General features: G+C 67.4%; 16 protein-coding genes. 2 read left to right on the top strand and 14 right to left on the bottom strand.

What is annotated here, in order from left to right; all coding sequences use genetic code 11:
• Nucleotides 1-5 precede the first annotated feature (5 nt).
• On the top strand, nt 6-599 hold the full coding sequence (gene rplI, locus VK682_RS17475) for a 50S ribosomal protein L9 (protein ID WP_089844218.1): 594 nt from the start codon (nt 6-8) through the stop codon (nt 597-599).
• 579 nt (nt 600-1,178) lie between these two features.
• On the opposite strand, the gene tig is transcribed toward rplI, so the two are convergent.
• The 5 genes from tig to VK682_RS17450 all read right to left on the bottom strand — a co-directional run bounded on the left by tig (nt 1,179) and on the right by VK682_RS17450 (nt 10,076).
• Entirely contained in the window at nt 1,179-2,510 is a 1,332-nt protein-coding gene (gene tig, locus VK682_RS17470; RefSeq protein WP_324782278.1) for a trigger factor, read from the bottom strand.
• Between the two features lie 174 nt (nt 2,511-2,684).
• On the bottom strand, nt 2,685-4,118 hold the full coding sequence (locus tag VK682_RS17465) for an alanine/glycine:cation symporter family protein (protein WP_230797512.1): 1,434 nt from the start codon (nt 4,116-4,118) through the stop codon (nt 2,685-2,687).
• A 153-nt stretch (nt 4,119-4,271) separates the two neighbouring features.
• Entirely contained in the window at nt 4,272-6,125 is a 1,854-nt protein-coding gene (locus VK682_RS17460; protein WP_230797511.1) for a response regulator, read from the bottom strand.
• Nucleotides 6,115-6,984, bottom strand: coding sequence for a CheR family methyltransferase (locus VK682_RS17455; protein ID WP_230797510.1), 870 nt, complete (start codon nt 6,982-6,984; stop codon nt 6,115-6,117). The genes VK682_RS17460 and VK682_RS17455 overlap by 11 nt, the downstream gene beginning before the upstream one ends.
• The gene (locus VK682_RS17450) at nt 6,981-10,076 is read right to left on the bottom strand and encodes a response regulator (RefSeq protein WP_230797509.1); all 3,096 of its coding nucleotides are present in this window, start codon (nt 10,074-10,076) and stop codon (nt 6,981-6,983) included. The genes VK682_RS17455 and VK682_RS17450 overlap by 4 nt, the downstream gene beginning before the upstream one ends.
• A gap of 260 nt (nt 10,077-10,336) precedes the next feature.
• Between VK682_RS17450 and VK682_RS17445 the strand changes: the two genes are divergently transcribed.
• Nucleotides 10,337-10,822 carry an RrF2 family transcriptional regulator gene (locus VK682_RS17445; protein WP_089844227.1) on the top strand — a complete coding sequence of 162 codons (486 nt, stop codon included), beginning with the start codon at nt 10,337-10,339 and terminating at the stop codon, nt 10,820-10,822.
• A 30-nt stretch (nt 10,823-10,852) separates the two neighbouring features.
• On the opposite strand, the gene VK682_RS17440 is transcribed toward VK682_RS17445, so the two are convergent.
• From VK682_RS17440 to mraZ, 9 genes are all read right to left on the bottom strand, one after another.
• Entirely contained in the window at nt 10,853-12,628 is a 1,776-nt protein-coding gene (locus VK682_RS17440) for an SLC13 family permease (RefSeq protein WP_230797508.1), read from the bottom strand.
• A 182-nt stretch (nt 12,629-12,810) separates the two neighbouring features.
• Complete coding sequence (gene murD / locus VK682_RS17435; RefSeq protein ID WP_230797507.1) at nt 12,811-14,214, bottom strand: UDP-N-acetylmuramoyl-L-alanine--D-glutamate ligase; 1,404 nt, start codon at nt 14,212-14,214, stop codon at nt 12,811-12,813.
• A gap of 208 nt (nt 14,215-14,422) precedes the next feature.
• Nucleotides 14,423-15,505, bottom strand: coding sequence for a phospho-N-acetylmuramoyl-pentapeptide-transferase (gene mraY, locus VK682_RS17430; protein WP_089844233.1), 1,083 nt, complete (start codon nt 15,503-15,505; stop codon nt 14,423-14,425).
• Between the two features lie 18 nt (nt 15,506-15,523).
• Nucleotides 15,524-16,948, bottom strand: a complete 1,425-nt coding sequence (locus VK682_RS17425) for a UDP-N-acetylmuramoyl-tripeptide--D-alanyl-D-alanine ligase (protein ID WP_230797506.1) — start codon at nt 16,946-16,948, stop codon at nt 15,524-15,526.
• Nucleotides 16,945-18,426 carry a UDP-N-acetylmuramoyl-L-alanyl-D-glutamate--2,6-diaminopimelate ligase gene (locus VK682_RS17420; RefSeq protein ID WP_324782276.1) on the bottom strand — a complete coding sequence of 494 codons (1,482 nt, stop codon included), beginning with the start codon at nt 18,424-18,426 and terminating at the stop codon, nt 16,945-16,947. Before VK682_RS17420 ends, VK682_RS17425 begins: the two co-directional genes overlap by 4 nt.
• Before the next feature lie 49 nt (nt 18,427-18,475).
• The gene (locus VK682_RS17415) at nt 18,476-20,275 is read right to left on the bottom strand and encodes a peptidoglycan D,D-transpeptidase FtsI family protein (protein WP_230797504.1); all 1,800 of its coding nucleotides are present in this window, start codon (nt 20,273-20,275) and stop codon (nt 18,476-18,478) included.
• Nucleotides 20,272-20,622, bottom strand: coding sequence for a cell division protein FtsL (ftsL, locus tag VK682_RS17410; protein ID WP_089844241.1), 351 nt, complete (start codon nt 20,620-20,622; stop codon nt 20,272-20,274). The genes VK682_RS17415 and ftsL overlap by 4 nt, the downstream gene beginning before the upstream one ends.
• Nucleotides 20,622-21,596 carry a 16S rRNA (cytosine(1402)-N(4))-methyltransferase RsmH gene (rsmH, locus tag VK682_RS17405; RefSeq protein ID WP_230797503.1) on the bottom strand — a complete coding sequence of 325 codons (975 nt, stop codon included), beginning with the start codon at nt 21,594-21,596 and terminating at the stop codon, nt 20,622-20,624. The genes ftsL and rsmH overlap by 1 nt, the downstream gene beginning before the upstream one ends.
• 3 nt (nt 21,597-21,599) lie before the next feature.
• A complete protein-coding gene (mraZ, locus tag VK682_RS17400; RefSeq protein WP_089844244.1) occupies nt 21,600-22,106 on the bottom strand; it encodes a division/cell wall cluster transcriptional repressor MraZ in 507 nt (168 codons plus the stop codon).
• Nucleotides 22,107-23,000 lie beyond the last annotated feature (894 nt).

Raw genomic sequence — 23,000 nt, 5'->3', positions numbered from 1 at the left:
GACAGATGCAAGTCATCCTTCTGGAACGCGTGGCCAAGCTTGGCCAGATGGGCGATGTCGTCGACGTCAAGCCCGGCTTCGCCCGCAACTACCTGCTGCTGCAGGGCAAGGCGCTGACCGCCTCGAAAGAGAACATCGCCGCCTTCGAGTCGCAGAAAGCCCAGCTTGAAGCGCGCAACCTCGACACCCGCAAGGAAGCCGAGGCTCTGGCACAGAACCTTGACGGCCAGCGCTTTGTCGTGATCCGTCAGGCGTCCGATGGCGGCGCGCTTTATGGCTCCGTCACCACCCGTGACGCCGCCGATGTCGCCACCGAAGCCGGCTTCACGATCGACCGCAAGCAGGTCCTGATCCGCAAGCCGATCAAGGAACTGGGCCTGCACGAAGTCGAGGTGCACCTGCACCCCGAGGTGACGGTCGTGATCCTGCTCAACGTCGCCCGCTCCCCCGAGGAGGCCGAAATTCAGGCCGCCGGCAAGTCCATTCAGGAACTGGCCGCCGAGGAAGAGGCACAGGCCGAATTCGAGATCTCGGAACTGTTCGATGATCTCGGTGGCGCCACCGACGACGAAGACCGGGACGAGCGCGACGACGCCTGATCCGGCGCGATCCCGCACAGACAGACGCCGCGCCGGTCCCCCGGCGCGGCGTTTCTGCTTCCGGGCCCGGCTGCGCGCCGCACTCTGCCCTCGGCCCCTGCCTATGCGGCCCGGCAGGCCTGCTCAGCTCAGCCCACCAGCCCGGCCCCATGCAGCCCTCCGGCGCGGCGTGCCTGCATCCGGCACCCGGACGCGCGCCGCCTGCCCCCCTTGCACTCTCAGCCCCGGCCCATGCCCGGCGAGCCTGCATCCGGCACCCGGACACGTGCGCGGCCCGTCCTGTCCCGCCCCAGGCCGCCCTCCGGTGCCGCATGTCCGCTTCCGCCCGACCGTGCGCCAAGCCTGCCCCAGATGGCCCTCCACGGTTGCGCACGCGGCCCCTCCCGCCGCGCGCTCAGTGCCGCCGCACCGCGCCGCGCCTGCTCCTTCATCTTGCCCCTAAACTCCGGGGGTGAATTGGCGCGGCACGCGCCAAGAGGGGGCAGCGCCCCCTCCTGCCCTTCCCGCCGCCCGCGCAAAAGAAAAGGCCGCCCCGAAGGGCGGCCCTGATGCCTCGGAAGGCCTTGCAGAGGGCGGGGATCACTCCTCGTCCAGCGCCTCGACAGCGGCCTGCAGCTCGTCCTTGGTGATCTCTTTTTCGGTCACCACGGCACCGGCCACGATGTGATCGATCACCTTGTCTTCAAAGATCGGCGCGCGCAGCTGCTGCTGCATCTGGGTGTTCTGGCGCACGAAGTCGAAGAAGGCGCGCTCCTGACCCGGATACTGGCGGGCCTGCGCCATGACGGCCTGGGTCATTTCCTGATCGGTGACCTCGACCTCGGCCTTCTGGCCGATATCGGCCAGCAGCAGCCCCAGACGCACGCGGCGCTCGGCCAGCTTCTGGTGCTCTTCGCTGGGCTCGATGGTGTCGTGGTTGTGGTCATGCACGTCGGGATGCTCTTCGTGCCACAGCTGATGCGCGATCTGCTTGGCCTCGGCCTCCACCAGTGCGGGCGGCAGATCGAAGCTGACCAGACCGTCCAGCGCGTCCAGCAGCGCGCGCTTCATCACCTGACGCGCGGCCCCGGTATATTCCGCTTCCAGACGGTCGCGGATCTGGCCCTTCAGGGCGTCCAGATCCTCGGCGCCGAATTTCTTGGCCAGCTCGTCGTCGATGGCGGCAGCCACCGGCTCCTTGACGGCTTTCACGGTCACGTCGAACACGGCGGCCTTGCCCGCCAGATGCTCTGCGCCGTATTCCTCGGGGAAGGTCACCTCGACGGCCTTCTCGTCGCCCGCCTTCAGGCCCAGAAGCTGCTCTTCGAAGCCGGGGATGAACGAACCGGAGCCCAGCACCAGCGGGTAATCCTCGGCGGCGCCACCTTCAAAGGCCTCGCCATCGACCTTGCCCAGAAAATCGATCACGATCTGGTCGCCGTCCACGGCGGCGGCATCCTCGGCGCGGTCGTTGAAATCCTGCGCGTTTTCGGCCAGCTGCGCCAGCGCCTCGTCCACGGCGGTCTCGTCGGCCTTCACCACCAGCTTTTCCAGCGTGATGGCCGAGGCGTCGATTTCCGGCACGTCGGGCAGCTTTTCATAGCTCATCTCGACCTGCACGTCGTCGCCTTCGGACCAGTCCTCGTTGGTCATCTTGACCTGAGGCTGCATGGCCGGACGGTCGCCGGTCTGTTCGAAATGCTCGGACATGGCGCCGTCGATGGCTTCCTGCATGGTCTCGCCCAGCAGACGCTGGCCATACTGCTTCTTCAGCAGCGGCATCGGCACCTTGCCCTTGCGGAAGCCCTTCATCTCGATTTCGGGCCGGGCTTCGGCCAGCTTGGCGTTGACCTTTTCTTCCAGCTCCGCGGCGGTGACGGTGATCGCGTAGGTGCGCTTCAGCCCGTCGTTCAGCGTCTCGGTGACCTGCATGCCAATCCTCATATGCTTCAAGTGGGGCACGCGGCCCCCTTCGTCCGAATTTGGAGCCTTCTATTCATCCCCGCCCAAGCGTGCAAGGCGGATTCGCGCGAGCCAGCCCCGGGCCGGACGCCAAGGGCCGCCGCCGGTCGCCCGGCTGCGGCCCCCAGTGCCTGCCCTGCCCGCTCAGCGCCGACGCGGCGCGTCGGGCCATGCGGTGGCATCGGTGTCCAGATCGGGGAAGCCCGCCGGATCGAAGACCGGGCGCGCCACCCCTTCCGCGAGCTGCCTGCGGAAGTCGGTGATGAGCCGCAGCGCGATCGGGAAGAGCATCATCAGCGCCAGCAGGTTGACCACCGCCAGAATGCCCATCATCGGATCGGAGAAGTTGAACACCGCCGTCGCCCCCGGCGCAATGGCGCCCAGCAGGACCACGGCGATGACCCCCAGCCGCAGCCCCAGCACGCCGCCATCCCCGCGGAACAGGAAGTTGAGCGCGGTCTCGCCAAGGTAGTAGTTGTACATGATCGAGGAGAAGGCGAAGAGAAAGATCGCCGCCGTCAGGAAATATTGCGCCCAGGTTCCCACGTGGCTGACAAGGCTCTGCTGGGTCAGCACCACGCCATCCACCTCGGCGGCGCCGGGCACGTAGACATCGCCCAGAAGGATCACCATGGCCGTGCAGGTGCAGATGATCATGGTATCGATGAAGACCGAAAAGCTTTGCGTGATGCCCTGGCTCACCGGGTGGCGCACATAGGCGGTGGCCGCCACGTTCGGCGCCGAGCCCAGTCCCGCCTCGTTGGAGAAAAGCCCGCGGCGCAGGCCGTTGGACAGCGCGGCCCCCATGCCGCCCGCCACCGCCTCGCGCAGGCCGAAGGCATTGGCGACGATGTCCCACAGCACGGCGGGCAGGCTGGTAAGGTTCAGCACGATGACCAGCAGCGCCATGGCGAGATAGCCCACTGCCATCACCGGGATGATGATGTCGGCGGCCTTGGCGATGCGGCGGATGCCGCCAAAGACGATGGCCGCGGTGGCCAGCGCCAGAAAGATGCCGGTCCAGAGCCGGGGCACGCCAAGGCTGTCCTGCGCCGCCCCCGCCACGGTGTTGCCCTGAAAGGCGTTGAAGCCCACGGCGAAGGAGGCGATCAGACAGACCGCATAGATCACCGCCAGCCAGCGATACTGCGGGCCCAGCCCGTGGATGATGGCCTGCGCGGGACCGCCACGATAGGCGCCCTCCGGCGTGCTGCGCTTGAAGACCTGCGCCAGCGTCGACTCGATCAGCGCCGAACACATGCCGATCAGCGCGATGGCCCACATCCAGAACACCGCACCGGGGCCACCTGCGGTGATGGCCACGGCCACGCCCGCAATGTTGCCGCCGCCCACGCGCCCGCCGACCGAGACAAGCAGCGCCGCGCGGGCCGAGATCTTGTTGGGATCGTCGGTCTGCGAGCCCTTGCGCAGCACGTTGAACATGCGGCGGAAGAAGCGGAACTGCACAAAGCCGCTGGCAACGGTGAAGAACGTGCCCATGACCACCAGAAAGGGCACCAGCGCCCAGCCCCATGTCAGGTCGTTCACCAGCGTGAAGATCGTGTCAAAAACTTCCAAACCTGTATTCCTTTCGGCTGAACGCGCGGATCCGCTGCCCGCATCCGCCATGCTGGGCGGATCCGGCGCCGGTGAAAACCCTTCGCGGGCCGCGTCTGGTCAAAAACTGCGCAGAGGATGCATAAATTCCGCACCCCGGGCGGGGCCGCAGGTTCAGGCTGGCAGGCCCGGCGGCGGCACGTCCACGGCGGCGGGCATCACCATGATGTCGCAGAGCACCGAGCGCAGCGCGTCGGGGTTGAACGGCTTTTCCACCAGCGGCACGGTCTGGAAATCGCGCGGCAGATGTTCGCGCCCGTAGCCCGAAACGAAACAGAACGGGATACCGCGCGAGACCAGCAGCGCCGCCACCCGGTCCACCGGCTCGCCGTTCAGGTTGCCATCCAGCAGCGCCAGATCGCAGCGCACCCGCGACGCGGTGTCCAGCGCATCCGACAGGGTGCGCGCCACGGCCACCACCTCGGCGCCCGCGTCCTCCAGCTCGAAGCTGATGTCCAGCGCCACCAGCGGCTCGTCCTCCACCACCAGCACGCGGCGGCCCGCCAGCGCGCCCGCGCCCGCAGCGGCGGCGGGGCAGTCGCCGGTCTGCGCCATGGCGCGGCTGCGGGTGGCGGTCACGCCGCGCGACAGGCCGAAGGTCCAGATCACGCCTTCGGGGCGCCAGTCGGTGTTGAACCAGTCGCCATCGCCGGTGGCGCTGGATCCGATCATGGTCATGCCAAAACCCTTGCGGTCCGGGGTGGCCACGACGGGGCCGCCGCGTTCCTCCCAGCGCAGGGTCAGGCCCTCGGGCGCCAGCGCCCAACTTAGATGCACCTCGCCCTCCGGCACGCTCAGCGCGCCGTATTTGCCAGCATTGGTGCCCAGTTCGTGCAGGATCAGCGCCATGCGCAGCATGGTGTCGGGCGACAGGTCCACGCGCGGGCCGGAGCGGTGCAGGCGTTCGCCATCCAGCGTGCCCGCGCGGATCTGGTCATCGATCAGCTGGTCCAGCGGCGCGCTGGCCCATGTGGCATCCGACAGGATCGAATGCGCCCGCGAAAGCGCCTGCAGCCGGCCCATGAAGCTGCGCTCGAAAGACCGCAGATCCACCGCCTGCCGCAGGCTCTGCCGCGCGATGGCCTGCACATTGGCCAGCGTGTTCTTGATCCGGTGGTTCAGCTCGCCGATCAGCAGCGACCGCACCTCCTCGGCCTGCCGCCGTTCGGTGATGTCGAGGATCTGCAGCGACAGCGACTGCGCGCCTTCGGCGCTGGCCAGAACCGAGCCATAGACCTCGCATTCCAGCGCGCGCCCGTCGCTTTGCGTCAGGGTGAATTCGGTGGAAAAGCGCGGCGGCGTGGCGGGATCGGGCGCCGAGGCCAGCCAGCCCGACAGCACGCCGATGTTTTCGGCGCTCAGCCAGTCCGCCTGCGGCAGCGGCAGGCCCACCATCTGCGAAGCACTGCGCCCGAACAGCCGTTCCGCCCCCTGCGACCAGCGCCGGATCACCAGCGCGCCGTCGCATTCCACCAGCGCCAGCGGCGAATTGTCGGCATGGGCCTTGAGCTGCGCCATGGCGCGGTCGCGGGCACGGGCGATCTCCAGCATCTGGTCGCGCTGGCGTTCCAGATCGCGCGCCTGCTGGCCGATGCGGAAAAACACCTCCGCCTTGGATTTCAGGATCAGCGGATCGATGGGCTTGAAGATGTAGTCCACCGCCCCCGCCTCGTAGCCGCGGAAGCGCCGCGCCTCGTTCACTTCGGACGCGGTGACAAAGATGATCGGCACGGACCGGGTGCGTTCGGTGCCGCGCATGATCTCTGCCAGCTCGTAGCCGTCGGTGCCGGGCATGTGCACGTCCAGCAGCGCCAGCGCGTAATCGTGGCGCAGCATCAGTTCCAGCGCCGCATCCGCCGATTTAGCCCGGTCGATGGCCAGACCATCCCGACGCAGCAGCGCCTCCAGCGCCATGAGGTTTTCCTCGATGTCATCGACGATCAAAAAACGGATGGGGTCAGCCGGCATTGAGAGCCTCCTGAGAATAGGTCGTGCGCCGCCAGATGCGGTCGGTTTCGTCGAAGGTGGAGAAGGCCGCCGAATGGGTCGAAAAGCGCAGCGTCTCGTGCGAGCCCAGACCCAGAAAGCCGCCCCGCGCCAGAGCCTCCGCAAACAGCCCCACCGCGCGGTCCTGCAGCACCGAATCGAAATAGATCAGCACGTTGCGGCAGGAAATCAGCTGCACTTCGGAAAACACCTGATCGGTGGCAAGGTTGTGTTCGGTGAACACGGTGCGCGCGCGCAGGCTGCGGTCGATCACCGCGCGGCCATAGCCGGCGGTGTAGTAATCCGACAGCGAACCGCGCCCGCCCGCGCCGTAATAGTTGTGCGAAAACGCCGCCAGCCGGTCGATGTCATAGATGCCCGATTCCGCCCGCGCCAGCGCCCGGCGGTTGATTTCCGTCGCATAGAACAGCGTGCGGTCGAACAGCCCCTCCTCGCGGAAAAGGATCGCCAGCGAATACAGCTCCTCGCCATCGGCACAGCCCGCCACCCAGACCTTGAGCGAGGGGAAGGTGCGCAGATGCGGGATCACCTCGCGGCGCAGGGCAAGGAAATAGGACGGATCGCGGAACATCTCGCTGACCTGCACGGTCATCGCGTCGATGATCTCGGGCAGGACGTCCGGATCATGCAGCAGGCGCTTCTGCAGATCCGACAGCGTCTCGCAGTCGAGCCGCTCCCGCGCCAGATCGGCGCGGCGCAGCAGCGAGGCGCGTGAATAGGACCGGAAATCGTAATGATGGCGCCGGTGCAGCGCCTCGAGGAACAGATCCAGCTCGATCCCTTCGGCGGTGCCGACAGCGGGCAGCGGCGCGGCGGTCATCGCGGCATCCAGACGCGGGTCAGCGACAGCAGCTTGTCCACATCGAGGGGCTTCGGCAGGTAATCATTGGCCCCGGCGGCAAGACACTGGTTCTGGTCCTCGGCCATGGCCTTGGCGGTCAGCATGATGATCGGCAGGCCCTTCCAGCGGTCGATCTTGCGGATCTCGCGCGTGGCGGTCAGCCCGTCCATTTCCGGCATCATCACGTCCATCAGCACAAGGTCGACCTTGGGCGCCGCGCCATCGGCGGTGCGCGCCAGCGCCTCCAGCGCCTCGCGGCCATTGCGGGCGATCTGCACCATGGCGCCATGCGGCTCGAAGATGCCGGTCAGCGCGTAGACGTTGCGGATGTCATCCTCCACCACCAGAATGCGCCGCCCCTCCAGCATGGCGTCGCGGTTGAGCGAGGCGGCCAGCAGCGCGCGCTGCTTTTCCGGCAGATCCGACACCACCTGATGCAGGAACAGCGTGACCTCGTCGATCAGCCGCTCGGGCGATTTGGCGCCCTTGATGATGATCGACTTGGAATAGCGGCGCAGGCGCAGTTCCTCCGCCTCCGACAGGGCGCGGGCGGTATAGACGATGACGGGCGGGAAAGAGGTGGCGCTGTCGGCGTCGAGCTGTTCCAGCAGGTCAAAGCCGGTGGCATCGGGCAGCGTCATGTCCAGCACGATGCAGTCGAAAGGATGGGCGCGGAACGCCTCCAGCGCCTCGGCGGCGGTGGCGGCGCCCACGGTTTCCACCTCGTCATTGCCCAGAAGCGCCTGCAGCCCCTCCAGCTGCGCGGGGTCATCCTCCACGATCAGCACGCGGCGCAGGCGCTGTTCCAGCCGGTGTTCCAGCTTGCGGAAGGCCTGTTCCAGATCGTCACGCGGCACCGGCTTCAGCATGTAGCTGAGCGCGCCCTGCGACAGCGCCACATGGGTGTAATCCTCGGCAGAGGCCATGTGGATGGGAATGTGCCGCGTGGCGGGGTCGCGCTTGAGCTGGTCCAGCACCGACAGGCCGGAATGATCGGGCAGGCCCACATCCAGCACGATGCCCGCAGGCAGAAGCGCGCGCGCGGCGCGCAGCGCATCCTCCGCCCGGCCCACGCAGACGCAGCGGAAGCCCAGTTCGCGGGCCAGATCCAGCAGCACGGCGGCAAAGGCCGGATCATCCTCCACCACCAGCATCACGCGGTCGCCGGGGGTCAGCGCGTCGCGGTCATCCTCGACCCCCTCCAGCGCTTCGAAACTCAGCGCGGCGGCGTCCAAAGCGGCGGGCGCGGGGTCCGGAAGCGGCGCGGCGCGCTCTGGCAGGGCGGCGGGCAGGCTTGCGGCGGGCTGGCCGGGAAGCTGTTTCGGCAGGGTCAGCGCAAAGGTGCTGCCCCGGCCCTTCTCGCTTTTCAGCGTGATGCGTCCGCCCAGCAGATCCGCCAGTTCACGCGAAATCGACAGGCCCAGCCCGGTGCCGCCAAAGCGGCGCGAGATGGTGCCATCGGCCTGACGGAACGCCTCGAACACGGCTTCCTGTTCGGCCATATCGATGCCGATGCCGGTATCCTCCACCGCAAAGCTCACGCCGCCGCCCGGGGCAGGCGTCACCCGCAGCGTGACCCGGCCCCGTTCGGTGAACTTGATGGCGTTCGACAGGAAATTGCGCAGCACCTGTTCCAGCCGCCCCGGATCGGTCATGATCTCGGTCGCCTTCGGGTCGACCTCGGTGGACAGGTCCAGCCCCTTGGCGCGGGCCTGCATCTCGAAGCCGCGCAGCATCTTCTGCGCCACGGCCTTTGGCGCCACCGGCTCGGCGGCGATGTCGAGCTTGCCCGCCTCGATCTTGGACAGGTCCAGAATGTCGTTGATGAGGGTCAGCAGATCCTGCCCCGAGCTTTCGATGGTCTGCGCCCAGCGGACCTGTTCATCGGTCAGCGTGCGCGCGCGGTTTTCGGCCAGAAGCCGCGACATGATCAGCAGCGCATTCAGCGGCGTGCGCAGTTCGTGCGACATGTTGGCGACAAATTCGGATTTGTAGCGGCTTTCGCGGGCCAGCGCCTGCGACTGGTCCTCCAGCAGGCGGCGCGACCGGGCCAGCGCGTCGCGCTGTTCCTCCAGCTCCTGCGTCTGGCTTTCCAGCTGGGCGTTCTGCTCTTCCAGCTCGGCCTGCTGATGCTCCAAACGGCGCTGGCTGTCCTGCAGGGCGCGGGCCTGCTCCTCCAGCTCCTCGTTGGAGGCGGCAAGCTCTTCGGTCTGGTTGCGAAGTTCCTCGGCCTGACGGCGGGTCTCCTCCAGCAGTTCCTGAAGCTGGCCGCGATACTGCGCCGAGCGGAAGGCGATGCCGATCTTGTCCGACACCCGTTCGAACAGCTCGCGCACCCGGCCCGACATCGGCGCATCAAGGCCGAATTCCAGCAGACCATTGATCTGCAGCCCGTCTTCCACCGGCACGATCACCGACTGCGCACAGTGCCCGCGGCTAAGCCCGGTGGCCCAGCCAAGCGCCTGTTCCGGCGTGGTGTCCAGTTCGATGATCTTCTGGTCGGTCACGGCGCGCCACAGATGGCCATGCCCCTGCGCCACGCGCGACGGCAGGTCCGACTCCTCCACGCCCCAGCTTGCCACGCGGCGGAATTCGGGGCCAGAGCGCACCCAGACCACCGCCGCCCGCGCGCCGCTGCGTTCGGCCAGCGCGCGCAGCACATGATCTCCCAGCGCCTCCACGGTCTTGTCGCCCTGCACGGCGCGGGACACCGCGACCTGCCCCTGCTGCACCCAGTCTGTGCGGGTCAGGGCGGTCCGGGCAAGGATCATCGACCGGCCCACCACCCCGATGATCAGGATGACCACGCCCGCCATGCTGCGGTTGGCCATGGCAACGGTCGGGTCGATGCCGCGCCGGTCAAGGAAATACCCCACCGCCATGATGATGCAGATGGCCACGGCACTCACCACCGGAAGCATCGGCCTGCGCGAGGCAAAGGCCAGCACCAGCGGCAGCAGGTAGATGATCCAGACCGCCGTGCCCATGGGATAAAAAACATCCAGCGTGAACACCGCAGCGATGGCTGCGACAATGGCCGCCAGAATGGCCGGTTCTTCGAATTTCTTCACGCGCGCTCCTGCCTGTCCCGGTGCCGTCCGGCTGGGTATCCGCGATTTGGCCGGCCCCTGCCAGCCCCGCAACTGCCCGTTGCCGCAGCGGATCCCCAAGCTCTGCACGGAACGACACCGCAGGCGAAACGCGACAGCGCCGCCAAGGTTCCGCCTCCCGTGACATTTTTTCCAGACTCCCCTGCGCGGGCATGGGGGTTCCGGCTCGCCAACCGGCCATACCTGCCCTAGATGTAGCGCGGACCCAGCTGGCCGGACCCATGATCACCTACAAGACCAAATACGCGCTCAAAGCCCTGATGGTGCTCGCCGACCAGAAGGCGCAGGACGGCGACGCCCTGCGCATCGAGGAGGTGGCGGCGCGGTCCGGCGCGCCCAAGCGGTTTCTGGAACATATCCTGCTTGATCTGAAACGCGCGGGCCTGATCGGCAGCCGCCGCGGACGCCATGGCGGATACGAGCTTATCAAGGAGGCGCGGCGCATTTCGCTGGCCGAGGTGCTGCGGCTCATCGACGGGCCGATGGCGCCGCTGCCCTGTCTGTCGCGCAAGGCCTATCAGCGCTGCGAGGATTGCACCGACGAGGAAACCTGCCGGGTGCGGGCGGTGTTCGGCGGGTTCTACGCCACCTATCTGCTGATGATCGAAAGCCTGACGCTGGCCGACCTGCAAAAGGACACATCCCCGCTGGAGCGGTTCGGCCTGACCGAACACGATCCCGACCCCGAACCGGCGGCGGAGGACTGACGCCACCCGCCCCCGGCTGGACCCTCCCGGTCAGAACGGGAAGAACAGCGGGATCACCAGCACCGCCACCACCGCAAAGATCACGTTCAGCGGCAGGCCCACCCGCAGGAAATCGCTGAACCTGTAGCCCCCGGCGCTATAGACGAAGGTGTTGGTCTGATAGCCGATCGGCGTGGCGAAGCTGGCCGAGGCGGCAAACATCACCGCCATGATGAAGGGGCGCGGGTCATATCCCAGCTGCTGCGCCAGCCCGATGGCGATGGGGCCGATCAGCACCGCCACCGCGTTGTTCGACACCATCTCGGTCAGGGTGGAGGTCAGCACATAGATCACCGCAAGGATCGCGAGCGGGCCCAGATCGCCCACCGCCGCCACGACCGCCGTCACGATCATCGCCGCCGCCCCCGACTGTTCCAGCCCCATGCTCAGCCCCAGCATGCCGAAGATCAGGAACAGGATGCGCCAGTCGATGGCATCAAAAGCCTCGGCGGGATCGACGCAGCGCGTCAGCATCACCAGCACCGCGCCGATCAGCGACAGGCCCGCGATGGGCAGCACCTCGAAAGCGGACAGGATCACCACGGCAAGGATGACCGCAATGGCGATGGGGGCCTTTCTGCGGCGCAGCGGCTGCTCGCTGGGGGCGGTCAGGTTGACGATGCCGCCATCCTCCACCAGCCGCCGCAGCCCTTCGGCGGGGCCTTCCAGCAGCAGCGTGTCGGCAAAGTTCAGCCGCATGTCGGGCAGATCCTGCGACAGGTTCTGCCCCTGCCGGTGCACCGCCATCAGATAGACGCCATATTTGCGCCGCAGCTTCAGGTCGCGGATGGGCCGCCCGCGCAGATGCGAATTCGGGCCGACGCTGGCCTCCATGGTCAGGGTGCGGTCGGCGGTCACCGGCTCCAGCCCGCGCTCCTCCATGTCGTGAAAGACGATCTCGCCGCTGTCTTTCAGCCCGAGGATCTCTCCCGGATCGGTGCGGATCACCACACGGTCGCCCGCCGCCAGCACCAGCGAGGGCAGGCTGCGGCGCAGCGACTCCTCGCCACGCAGCACGTCAAGGATCTGCGCGCTGGCAGAGTTCAGCGGCAGGTCACGCACGCCCTTGCCGATCAGCCGGGAATCATGCGGGATCAGCAGCCGGGCCAGAAACTTGCGCTTGCCGCCCTGCCCCAGCAGGGAAGCCAGCGAGGCGCGGTCGGGCAGCAGGAACCGCCCCGCCAGCACCATGTAGACCAGCCCCACCGTGGCAAAGACCAGCCCCGGCAGCGTCATCTCGAACATGGTGATGGGCGGCTGGCCCGCATCCCGCGCCACCCCGCTCATCAGGATGTTGGTGGAGGTGCCCACCAGCGTCAGCGTGCCGCCAAAGATCGCGGCGAAGGACAGCGGGATCAGCAGCCGCGACGGCGCCACCCCCACCGATCCCGCCAGCGCGATCATGATCGGCGTCAGCAGGATCACCACCGGCGTGTTGTTCATGAAGGCCGAGGCCGCCATGGTGCCCAGCATCATGAAGGTGATGGTGCGCAGGAAGGATCCGCGCGCCAGCCGCCGCAGCGCGTCGCCCACCAGATCCAGCACGCCGGTGCGTTCCAGCGCGGCGGAGATGATGAACATCATCGCGATGGTGATGGGCGCGGAATTGCCGAAGACGGTCAGGAAATCGGCCGTCTCCAGCACGCCGGTGCCGATCAGCACCGCAGGGGCGGCCAGCGCCACCACCTCCGGCGGATAGGTCTCCCGGAAGAAGCTCAGGAACACGATCCCAAGCAGCCCCAGCACAAGAATCTGGTCGAAGGTCATCACGCGCACTCCGCTAAAGCCGGGTCTTGCCCGCTAATCACGTAATAGACGATCAACTCAGTCGTTTTTACAAGCGCAATCCGCCACAAGCCTCGGACCAGCGGCGAAACCGCCCTTTAAAACAGCAAAAACCCGCCCCGGCGGCAGCCAAAGGCGGGTCAGCGCGTGCGGAACAGCCGGGATCAGAGACCGAGCAGCCCCCGCACCCGTGCGGCAAAATCCTCGCCGCGCTTCTCGAAGCTGTCATACTGGTCAAAGCTCGCCGCCGCGGGGGCCAGCAGCACCACCTCGCCCGGCTGCGCCTCGGCATGGGCGCGGGCCACCGCCTGTTCCATGGTGGTGCAGATCTCCGCCTCCACCCCGGGCAGGCCAAGCGCAAATCCCGCCGCCTCGCGCCCGATGACATAGGCCTTGGTCACATGCGCCAGCCCCGGCGCCAGACCGGTGAGCCCGCCCTCCTTCATCAGCCCGCCGCAGATCCAGCGGATGTTGCCGAAGGCCAGCAGCGCCTTCACGGCAGCGTCCACATTGGTAGCCTTGCTGTCATTGACCCATGTGATCCCGCCCACCTCGGCGATGATCTGGCTGCGATGCGGCAGACCCTCGAAGCTGTGAAAGGCCGCCTCCACCTCGCGCGGGGCCAGCCCCAGCGCGCGGGTGGCGGCATAGGCGGCGCAGGCGTTCTGGTGGTTATGCGCCCCGGGCAGGCCGCGCACCGGGCGCAGGTCGATGGAGGCCACCTGCCGCCCCTTGCGCCATTCGGTCAGAAAACCCTTGCGCGCAAAGACATGCCAGCCGGGGCCCGCCAGCTTCGTCCCCGAGGAGATGCGGATCACCCGGTCATCGGTCGGCCCTTCGGCCAGCTGGTTGGCCAGATAGCGGCCCTCGTTCTCGTCGACGCCGATCACGCAGCGGTCCGGCCCGCCTTCGGCAAAGAGCCGCCGCTTGGCGGCGAAATAGCCGCCCATCCCGCCATGCCGGTCCAGATGATCGGGCGAAAGATTGGTGAACACCGCCACGTCCGGGGTCAGCGCCCGCGCCAGATCGGTCTGGTAGGAGGACAGCTCCAGCACCACCACGCCGCCATCCTCGGGCGGCTCGATATCCAGCACGCCGCGCCCGATATTGCCCGCAAGCTGGCTTTCGCGCCCGGAACTGGTCAGGATGTGATGGATCAGCGCCGAGGTGGTGGATTTGCCGTTGGATCCGGTCACCGTCACCACGCGCGGCGGACTGTCGAAGCTGTCCCAGCCCTCGCCCCCCAGCGCGCGGAAGAACAGCCCGATGTCATTATCCACCGGCACCCCCGCCGTCCATGCCGCGGCAACAACCGGGTTGGGGCTGGGGTAAAGATGCGGAATGCCGGGGCTCACCACCAGCCAGTCGACACCGTCGAACCCGCCCTCGCGGGCCAGATCGCGCGCCACGAAGCCCTCGGCCTCGGCCCGCGCCCGCGCCTCGGGATTGTCGTCCCAGACCAGCACATCCGCCTCGCCCGCGCGCAGCGCCCGCGCCGCCGAAAGACCGGACCGCCCCAGCCCCAGCACCGCGACCACGCGTCCTTCAAACCCGCTGACCGGAATCATGCCAAAGCCTCCTTCTGCGCCTGTTTCCCCAGCGCTACCGGATCCCACCCGCCAAGGCCAGAGAGCGCCCCATCCTCGGCCCGCCCCCGCTTCCGTTTCCTTCGGCCACAAATATCCCGGGGGTCCGGGGGCAGCGCCCCCGGCGCGGCACGCCGCGCAGCATCACACCCGGCCTGCGCGCCGCGCAGCAAAGATCCCGGCGCGGCGCTCAGCGCAGCTTCAGCGTGGCCAGCCCGATCAGCGCAAGGATCAGCGAGATGATCCAGAAGCGGATGACGATCTGCGGCTCGGCCCAGCCTTTTTTCTCGTAATGGTGGTGGATCGGCGCCATCAGGAACACCCGCTTGCCGGTGCGCTTGAAATACAGCACCTGAATGATCACCGACAGCGCCTCGACCACAAACAGCCCGCCGACGATGGCCAGCACGATCTCGTGCTTGGTGGCGACGGCGATCGCCCCCAGCGCTCCCCCCAGCGCCAGCGAGCCGGTATCGCCCATGAACACCGCCGCAGGCGGCGCGTTATACCACAGAAAGCCCAGCCCCCCGCCGATCAGCCCGGCGGTGAAGATCAGGATCTCGCCGGTGCCGGGGACGTAATGCACATCCAGATATTCGGTGAAATCGGTGCGCCCCACCGCATAGGCGATGATGCCCAGCGTGCCCGCGGCGATCATCACCGGCATGATGGCCAGCCCGTCAAGCCCATCGGTCAGGTTCACCGCATTGGCCGCGCCCACGATGACGATCATCGCGAAGGGCACAAAGAACCAGCCCAGATACAGCAGCGCGTTCTTGAACACCGGAAAGGCCAGATAGCCGGTCAGCTCGTCAGGATGCAGCCATGCCGCCCATGCCCCGGCAATGCCCGCGATGGCAAAGCCCAGCAGCAGCCGCACCTTGCCCGACACCCCCGCCGAGGTCTGTTTCTTGACCTTGGCATAGTCATCGGCAAAGCCGATGGCGGCATAGCTTATGGTCACGAACAGGATCATCCAGACAAAGCCGGTATCAAGCCGCGCCCAGAGCAGGGTCGAGCTGAGCAGCGCGCCGACAATCAGCAGCCCGCCCATGGTGGGGGTGCCCGCCTTGAGGAAATGCCCCTCCGGCCCGTCGCTGCGGATCGGCTGGCCCTTGCCCTGACGGCGGCGCAGCACGTCGATCAGCGGTCGCCCGAAGATGAACCCGAACAGCAGTGCGGTCAGGAACGCGCCCCCGGCGCGGAAAGTGATGTAGCGGAACAGATTGAACAGATCGCCGCCATCACTGAGGCTCGTCAGCCAGTAGAGCATATGCCCGGTCCTTCGGTCTCAAACGGTCGCGGGGCCATGGCCCATTTTCCGGATCGCGTCAACCACGCGGCCCAGCCCCATGGACAGCGATCCCTTCACCAGCACCACGTCGCCCGCATCCAGATCATGCGCCACGCGGGCCGCCATGCTGGCGCTGTCCTCGCACCAGTGGCCGCGCTGCCGCTCTGGCAGGCTGCGCCACAGCTCGCGCATCAAGGGGCCCACGCAATGCACGATGTCGATGCGCTCCATGCCGGGCCGGGTGGCCAGCGCGCGGTGCAGCGCCTGTTCCTCGCGGCCCAGTTCTTTCATGTCGCCCAGATAGGCGATCCTCCGCCCATGGCTGACCCGTCCCAGCCCGTCCTTGGGTCGCGCCCCCGCCAGCACCTCCAGCGCCGCCCCCAGCGAGGCGGGGTTGGCGTTATAGGCGTCGTCGATCAGATCAAGCGTCAGATGCGGTTCGACCTTGTCCAGCACGATCACCTCGCGCAGGCCGCGCCCGGCGCCCGCCTGCCACTGACCCAGCGCGGTGACGGCCAGCGCCCGGTCCAGCCCCAGCGCATGGGTCACGGCGAGCACGCCCATGGCGTTGATGGCGAAATGCCGCCCCGGCACCGCCACCTTGTAAAGCACCGGCGTGCGCCATGCCCGCCCGCGCGCCACGGTGGCGGCATCGCAGACCGTCACCTCCTCGACGCGGTGGTGGTTGTGCGGCGCCTCGCCGAATTCGATGACCTGCGCGGCATGGGATGCGGCGCTGCGCAGGATCGGCGTCACCGGCAGATCGCCGTTGATGACCGCCACGCCCCCCGGCTCCAGCCCCTCGAAGATCGCGGCCTTTTCGCGGGCGATGCCCTCAAGGCTGTCGAAGGCGGCCAGATGCGCGGCGGCGACGATGGTCACCATGGCGACATGGGGCCGGGCCATGCGCGACAGCGGCGCGATTTCGCCGGGATGGTTCATGCCGATCTCGATCACGGCAAAATCCACCTCCCGCGGCATCCGCGCCAGCGTCAGCGGCACGCCCCAGTGGTTGTTGTAGCTTTTTTCGGCGGCATGGACCGAGCCCTGCCCGCCCAGAACCGACCGCAGCATTTCCTTGGTGGAGGTCTTGCCGACCGAGCCCGTCACCGCCACCACCCGGGCGCGGCTGCGGGCGCGGGCGGCGCGTCCCAGCGCCTCCAGCCCCGCCTGCACATCCGGCACCAGCAGCAGCCGGGCCGGATCCACGCCCTCGGGCACGCGGCTGACGAGGGCTGCGGCGGCGCCCTTCTCCAGCGCCTGCGCCACAAACTCATGGCCGTCGCGCGCGGCCTGCAGCGCCACGAACAGATCGCCCGGCTCCAGCGTGCGGGTGTCGATGGACACGCCCCGCGCCTGCCAGTCGCCCGCCACGGTGCCGCCTGTCGCGGCAGAAGCCTCGGCTGCCGTCCAGAGCATCACAGACCCCTCCCGTCGAGTGCTGCCACGGCAAGGCTCGCCTGTTCCACATCGTCAAAGGGATAGACCGTGTCACCGACGATCTGCCCGGTCTCGTGGCCCTTGCCGCAGATCATCAGCGCATCCCCCGGCGCCAGCGCGTCGACGCCGCGCAGGATCGCCTCGGCGCGGTCGCCGATCTCGGTGGCGCCCGACGCCCCTGCCAGCACCTGCGCACGGATCGCCGCCGGATCCTCGGACCGGGGATTGTCGTCGCTGACGATGACCATATCCGCATGGGCCAAGGCCGCCGCCCCCATCAGCGGGCGCTTGCCCGGATCGCGGTCGCCGCCCGCGCCGATGATGGCGATGAGCCGCCCCATCACATGCGGACGCAGCGCGCGCAGCGCCGTGGCCACCGCATCGGGGGTATGGGCAAAATCCACATAGACCGCCGCGCCATTGTCCCGGCTTGCGGCCAGCTGCATGCGCCCGCGCACCGTTTCCAGCCGTTCCAGCGCGCGGAAGACCGGCGCAGGTTCGGCGCCGCAGGCCAGCGCCAGCCCCGCCGCCAGCGTGGCGTTCTGGCCCTGAAACCCGCCGATCAGCCCCAGCCGCAGCTGCTGCACGGCGCCGCGCCATGACAGGCGCAGGATCTGGCCGGTAGCGTCGAAGCGCTGCCCCAGAATGCGCAGATCCGCGCCATGGGTTTCGCCGACGCTGATCGTGTCCTGCCCGCGTGCCCGCGCGATGGCCAGCATGTCGATGCCGCGCGCGTCGTCCAGATTGATGACCGCCGTGCCATCCTCGGGCAGCACCCGGGCGAAAAGCCCGGCCTTGGCGGCAAAATATTCCTCGAAATCCGCATGATAATCGAGGTGATCCTGCGTGAAATTGGTAAAGCCCGCCGCCCGGATCTGCACCCCGTCCAGCCGCCGCTGGTCCAGCCCGTGGCTCGAGGCTTCCATCACGCCATGATCGACGCCGGAGCGCGCGGCCTCAGCCAGCGCGCGGTGCAGGGTCAGCGGATCGGGGGTGGTGTGTTTCAGCGGCGCCTGCCAGTCGCCCTCGATCCCGGTGGTGCCAAGGTTGATGGCGCGGAAGCCCAGTTCCTGCCAGATGCGGCGCAGGAAGGTGGCGACGCTGGTCTTGCCGTTGGTGCCGGTCACCGCCACCATCGTGGCGGGCTGCGCGCCGAACCACAGCGCCGCGGCATAGGCCAAGGCCGCGCGCGGCTCTGCCGCCACGATCAGCGCGGCCTCGCTGCCCGCCAGCGCCTCGGCGGCGAGAGCCGCCCCTTCGGCATCGGTCAGCACCGCGGCCGCCCCCCGCTCCAGCGCCGTGGCGATGAAGCGCGCGCCATGCACGCGGGTGCCGGGAAGCGCTGCGAACAGATGGCCCGGCGCCACCTCGCGGCTGTCCAGCGACAGGCCGGTGACGCGGGCCTCGCGTCCGCCCCGTGCGGTCAATCCCAGATCGGTCAGGCTCTTGCCTTCGCCCATGACCACCCCTTCGTTCCTTTGGATCCTGCGCTGCCACGCCGGGGCGGGGTTATTCGCCCTCGGCCCGGACCATGGTCAGCTGCGCCACTTCTGGCAGATCATATTCGGGACGCAAGCCCAGAAGCGGCGCGATTCTGCCGATCATCTCGGCGGCCACCGGCACCGCCGTCCAGCCTGCGGTGCGGCGCGGCTTCGGCCCCGAGGTTTCCACCGGCTCGTCCAGCGTCACCACCAGCACATAGCGCGGGTCATCGGCGGGGAACATCGTGGCGAAGGTGGTGATCACCTTGTCCTCGTAATAACCGCCGCCGTTTTCCTTGGGTTTGTCGGCGGTCCCGGTCTTGCCGCCCACCTTGTAACCCGGCACCTCGCCAAAGCTCGCGGTGCCTTCGGTGACCACCTTGCGCAGCATGCTGCGCGCGGCGGCGGCGGTGGCTTCGGACATCACGCGCGGACCCTGAACGGGGGCGGCCTGCTTCAGCAGCGTGGGCTTCACCAGATGACCGCCATTGGCGATGGTGGCATAACCCATCGCCAGATGCAGCGGCGAGGCCGAAAGCCCGTGCCCGTAGGAAATCGTCACCGTGCTCAGATCGGTCCAGCGCGAGGGAACCAGCGGCTTGCCGCCCTGCGCCTCGACGATCTCCAGCCCGGTGGCATCAAAGAACCCCATGCTGCGCAGGAATTCCTGCTGCCGCTGCGGCCCGATGGCCAGCGCCAGCTTGCCGGTGCCCCGGTTGGAGCTGTTGACGATGATGCCCTCGACGGTCTGCTTGCCGTAATTGTGGCCGTCAAATTCGCCGATGCGGAACCCCGACACAGAAAAGGGCGGCGAGGTGTCGATGACGGTCTGCGGCGTCACCAGCCCCATGTCCATGGCCTGCGCGGCCGCAAAGATCTTGAAGGTCGAGCCCAGTTCATAGACCCCCTGCACCGCGCGGTTGAACAGCGGGCTGTCCGACGGGCGGCCCTTGGTCGGCGGGCGCGGGCGGTCGTTGGGATCAAAATCCGGCAGCGAGGCGATGGCGATGACCTCGCCCGTATCCACATCCATCAGCACCGAAGCGGCACCCTTGGCGTTCATCAGCATCATGCCGGACTGCAGCACCCGCTCCGTCGCGGCCTGCACCGACAGATCCAGCGACAGTTCCAGCGGCGCGCCTTCGCGGGCGGGATCGCGCAGCGGCTCGTCAAAGAACCGCTCGATCCCGGCGGTGCCGATCACCTCGGCGGAATCCACGCCCTCGCGGCCAAAGCTCGATCCGCCCAGCACATGCGCGGCCAGCGTGCCATTGGGATAAAGCCGCATCTCGCGCGGGCCGAACAGCAGGCCCGGCTCGCCGATGTCATGCACCAGCTGCATCTGCTCGGGGCTGATCTTCTTGCGCACCCACAGGAACTTGCGCTTGGGATCGGTGAAATCCTTCACCATCCGCTCTTCGTCCAGATCGGGGAAGATCGCCGCCAGTTCCTTGGCCGCGCGCACCGGCTCCACCATCTGATGAGGATGGGCGTAAAGCGAATGGGTTTCCATGTTGGTGGCAAGGATGCGGCCACGGCGGTCGACGATATCGGCCCGCGATGCGACGATGGAGGCGCCGCCCGCCTGCGCGCGCGGCTCTTCGGGGGAGGATTGCGCGATCACCCCCATCCGCACGCCGATGGTCAGGAAGGCCAGAAAGAACACGGCCCCCAGCACCAGAAGGCGGCTTTCGGCGCGCATCCGGGCCCGGTCGCGCAGCTGTTCGTGGCGGATGCGCAGGTTCTCGCGTTCGATGGCGTCGGGGTTCTCGCCCCGGCGGCGTGCCTCAAGAATGCGGGCAAGCGGGCGTAGCGGGGTGCGGGTCATGGCTCCAGCCCATCCTTTGCGCCGATCACATCCACCGCGTCGGTCACCACCAGCGCGCGGGTGTCGGGATAGTTGACCTGATCGATGCGCCCGAACTGTTCGGGGCGCATGGCCAGCAGGTTCAGCCGTTCAAAATTGATCTCGGCCAGCTCGCGCAGACGGTCGGGCCGGTTGAGATAGGCCCATTCCGCCCGCAGGATCGACAGGCGCGCGCGGGCATCCCCGATGTCGCGCTGCAGATCCTCGACATGGTCCAGCGCGGCCTGCGTTTCATAATTCTCGTGATAGGCCCAGAAGCTGAGCCCGATCACCGCCATGAAGCTGGTCACATAGAGAAGTGTCCGCATCAGCTTTTCCCCCTCAGTTGCGGCATGGAAATCAGGTCCGCCCCCACCTCGCCGGGCTGCGCCTCGGTGCGGCGGGCGACGCGCAGCCGGGCCGACCGGGAGCGCGGGTTGACGGCCAGTTCCGCGTCATCGGCCCCCACCGCCTTGCGGGTGACGGCGGCAAAGCGCGGAGTGTCCACCTCGGCCTCGGGCGCATGGCGGCTGACCGATCCCAGCCGACCCGTGCGCGCCTGCAGGAAGCGTTTGACCATGCGGTCCTCGACGGAATGGAAGGTCACCACCGCCAGCGCGCCGCCGGGACGCAGCGCGCGCTCAGCGGCCATCAGCCCGCGCCACAGCGCGCCATATTCGTCATTGACCGCGATGCGCAGCGCCTGAAAGCTGCGGGTGGCCGGGTGCGACTGGCCGGGTTTGGGACGCGGCAGGCAGGCCTCCACGATGGAAGACAGCCGCGCCGTGGTCTCGATCGGCGCCTCGCCGCGCGCCCGCACGATGGCCTTGGCGATCCGGCGCGAGGCGCGCTCCTCGCCATAGGTGTAAAGGATGTCCGCAAGCTGCGTCTCGTCCAGCCGCTTGACCAGTTCGGCGGCGGATTCGCCCTGCTGTTCCATGCGCATGTCCAGCGGGCCGTCCTTCTGAAAGGAAAACCCCCGCTCCGCCCGGTCCAGCTGCATGGAGGACACGCCCAGATCCAGCACCACGCCATCCACCTGCGTGGCATGGGCATCCATGTTGGCGAAATTGTCCGCGACCAGCTCCAGCCGGTCGCCATAGTCCCCGACCCAGCCCTGCGCCATCTCATGCGCCAGCGGATCGCGGTCGATGCCGATCACCCGGTCGGCACCCGCCTCCAGAAGGCCACGGGCATAGCCCCCTGCCCCGAAAGTGCCGTCGATCCATGTGCCGCTGACCGGCGCCACCGCCGCCAGCAGCGGGCCCAGCAGCACGGGAACATGGGGGGCGCGGTCAGTCATGGCTCAGCTCTCCGTCTCGTCCAGAAGCGACAGCGGGTCGAAATCCTCGGGCATCTCGTCCAGGAATTCTTCCGTCTTCGCCAGTTCTTCAGCCTCATAGGTTTCAGGCTTCCAGATCTGGAACGTGTCGACATTCGAGGTGAAATAGGCCCAGTCCTCCAGCCCGATCTTCTCGCGCAGCTTGGCAGGCAGCACGATCCGCCCGGTCTCGTCCACCGAGGTGGTGACGGATTGCGTGGAAAACAGCCGCTCCAGGATGCGCCGGTTCTGCGACCCGCGCGGCATGTCAGAGATGCGGTCCTCGACCGCCTCGATCTCCTGGATGGTGTAGCATTCCAGATATTTGCGGCGGTGATCGCCATAGACGACCACAAAATTCGGGTTGAGCCCTTCGGTCCAGTCCGGGTCACCGGCTTCCAGCACGCGGCGGAAGCTGGCCGGGATCGACACGCGCCCCTTGCCATCCACCTTGTTGCGGCTTTCGCCTCGGAACCTCAGACGTCGGCTCACTGTCCCTGCCTACGTCCCCCCAGAACGGAATACGGCGGGTTGATCCGCTGCCACTGATCAACCCGCCGCCTTGACCCGTCTTGCGGGCTGGTCCAGCTACGCGTGCCACCTGGGGGGATGTCTGCTCGCCCACGCGCTGGAGTCTTCTGGTCACGGCGAAGAAGGGATGCCTGTATGAACCTGCTTTTTTGTTTTTTCCGGGATTTTCGGGGTCTTGCTGCCCCTCTCCCGACCTTCGCCGTGGTTAAAGGTATGTCATGGGAATTCATGGGCCGCAACAGAATTTTACGGGAAATCCCCACATGATCTTGTCCACAGACCCCTGTTGAAAACCAAATCTTGCGTGACAGTTGCGTAAAACGACACGACATTTGGTAAGGGCTGGACGATGATGCTCAATATATGGTAACGGCGCCGTGAACAAATCCCGCCCATGATTTCCCGCCCTCAGAGCGAAAAACAGCGCCTTACATCTGTGCAAACCTGCCTTATCTCTCCGGACGCCGAATGGCCAGAGCCAGAATCAGCCGTTTTCACAGAAAAATCCCGCCAATCGACATGCCCGGATTCGAGATCCCACCCCTCTCCCATGTTTTCCCATGCGCTAGCCCCCAGCCGATGCAGCGTAGCGTGACGGCTGTTGTAGCGTGACGGCTGTTGTAGCGTGACGGCCAAACTTGCAGTGATTTACAGCCAAACTTACAGCAAAGCATTTTTGCGCTGGGCTGGTTGAAGGGCCGGTTGAACGGCCCTTCACGCTGAAGGCCACGCGGGGTGCCACGGGTACCTCGGGTCCGGCGGAGGTCGATTAGCCGTCGATGGTGATTCCCTTGCCTGCGGCGAAGGCCAAAAGCCCCCGGCGGTAGGCTACCATCTCGTCATCACTCATCGCCC

The sequence above is a fragment of the Salipiger marinus genome (assembly GCF_035481585.1).
GTDB lineage: Bacteria > Pseudomonadota > Alphaproteobacteria > Rhodobacterales > Rhodobacteraceae > Salipiger > Salipiger marinus.
The sequence above is the reverse complement of the archived record's forward strand: the minus strand, read 5'-3'. Positions and strand labels throughout refer to the sequence as shown.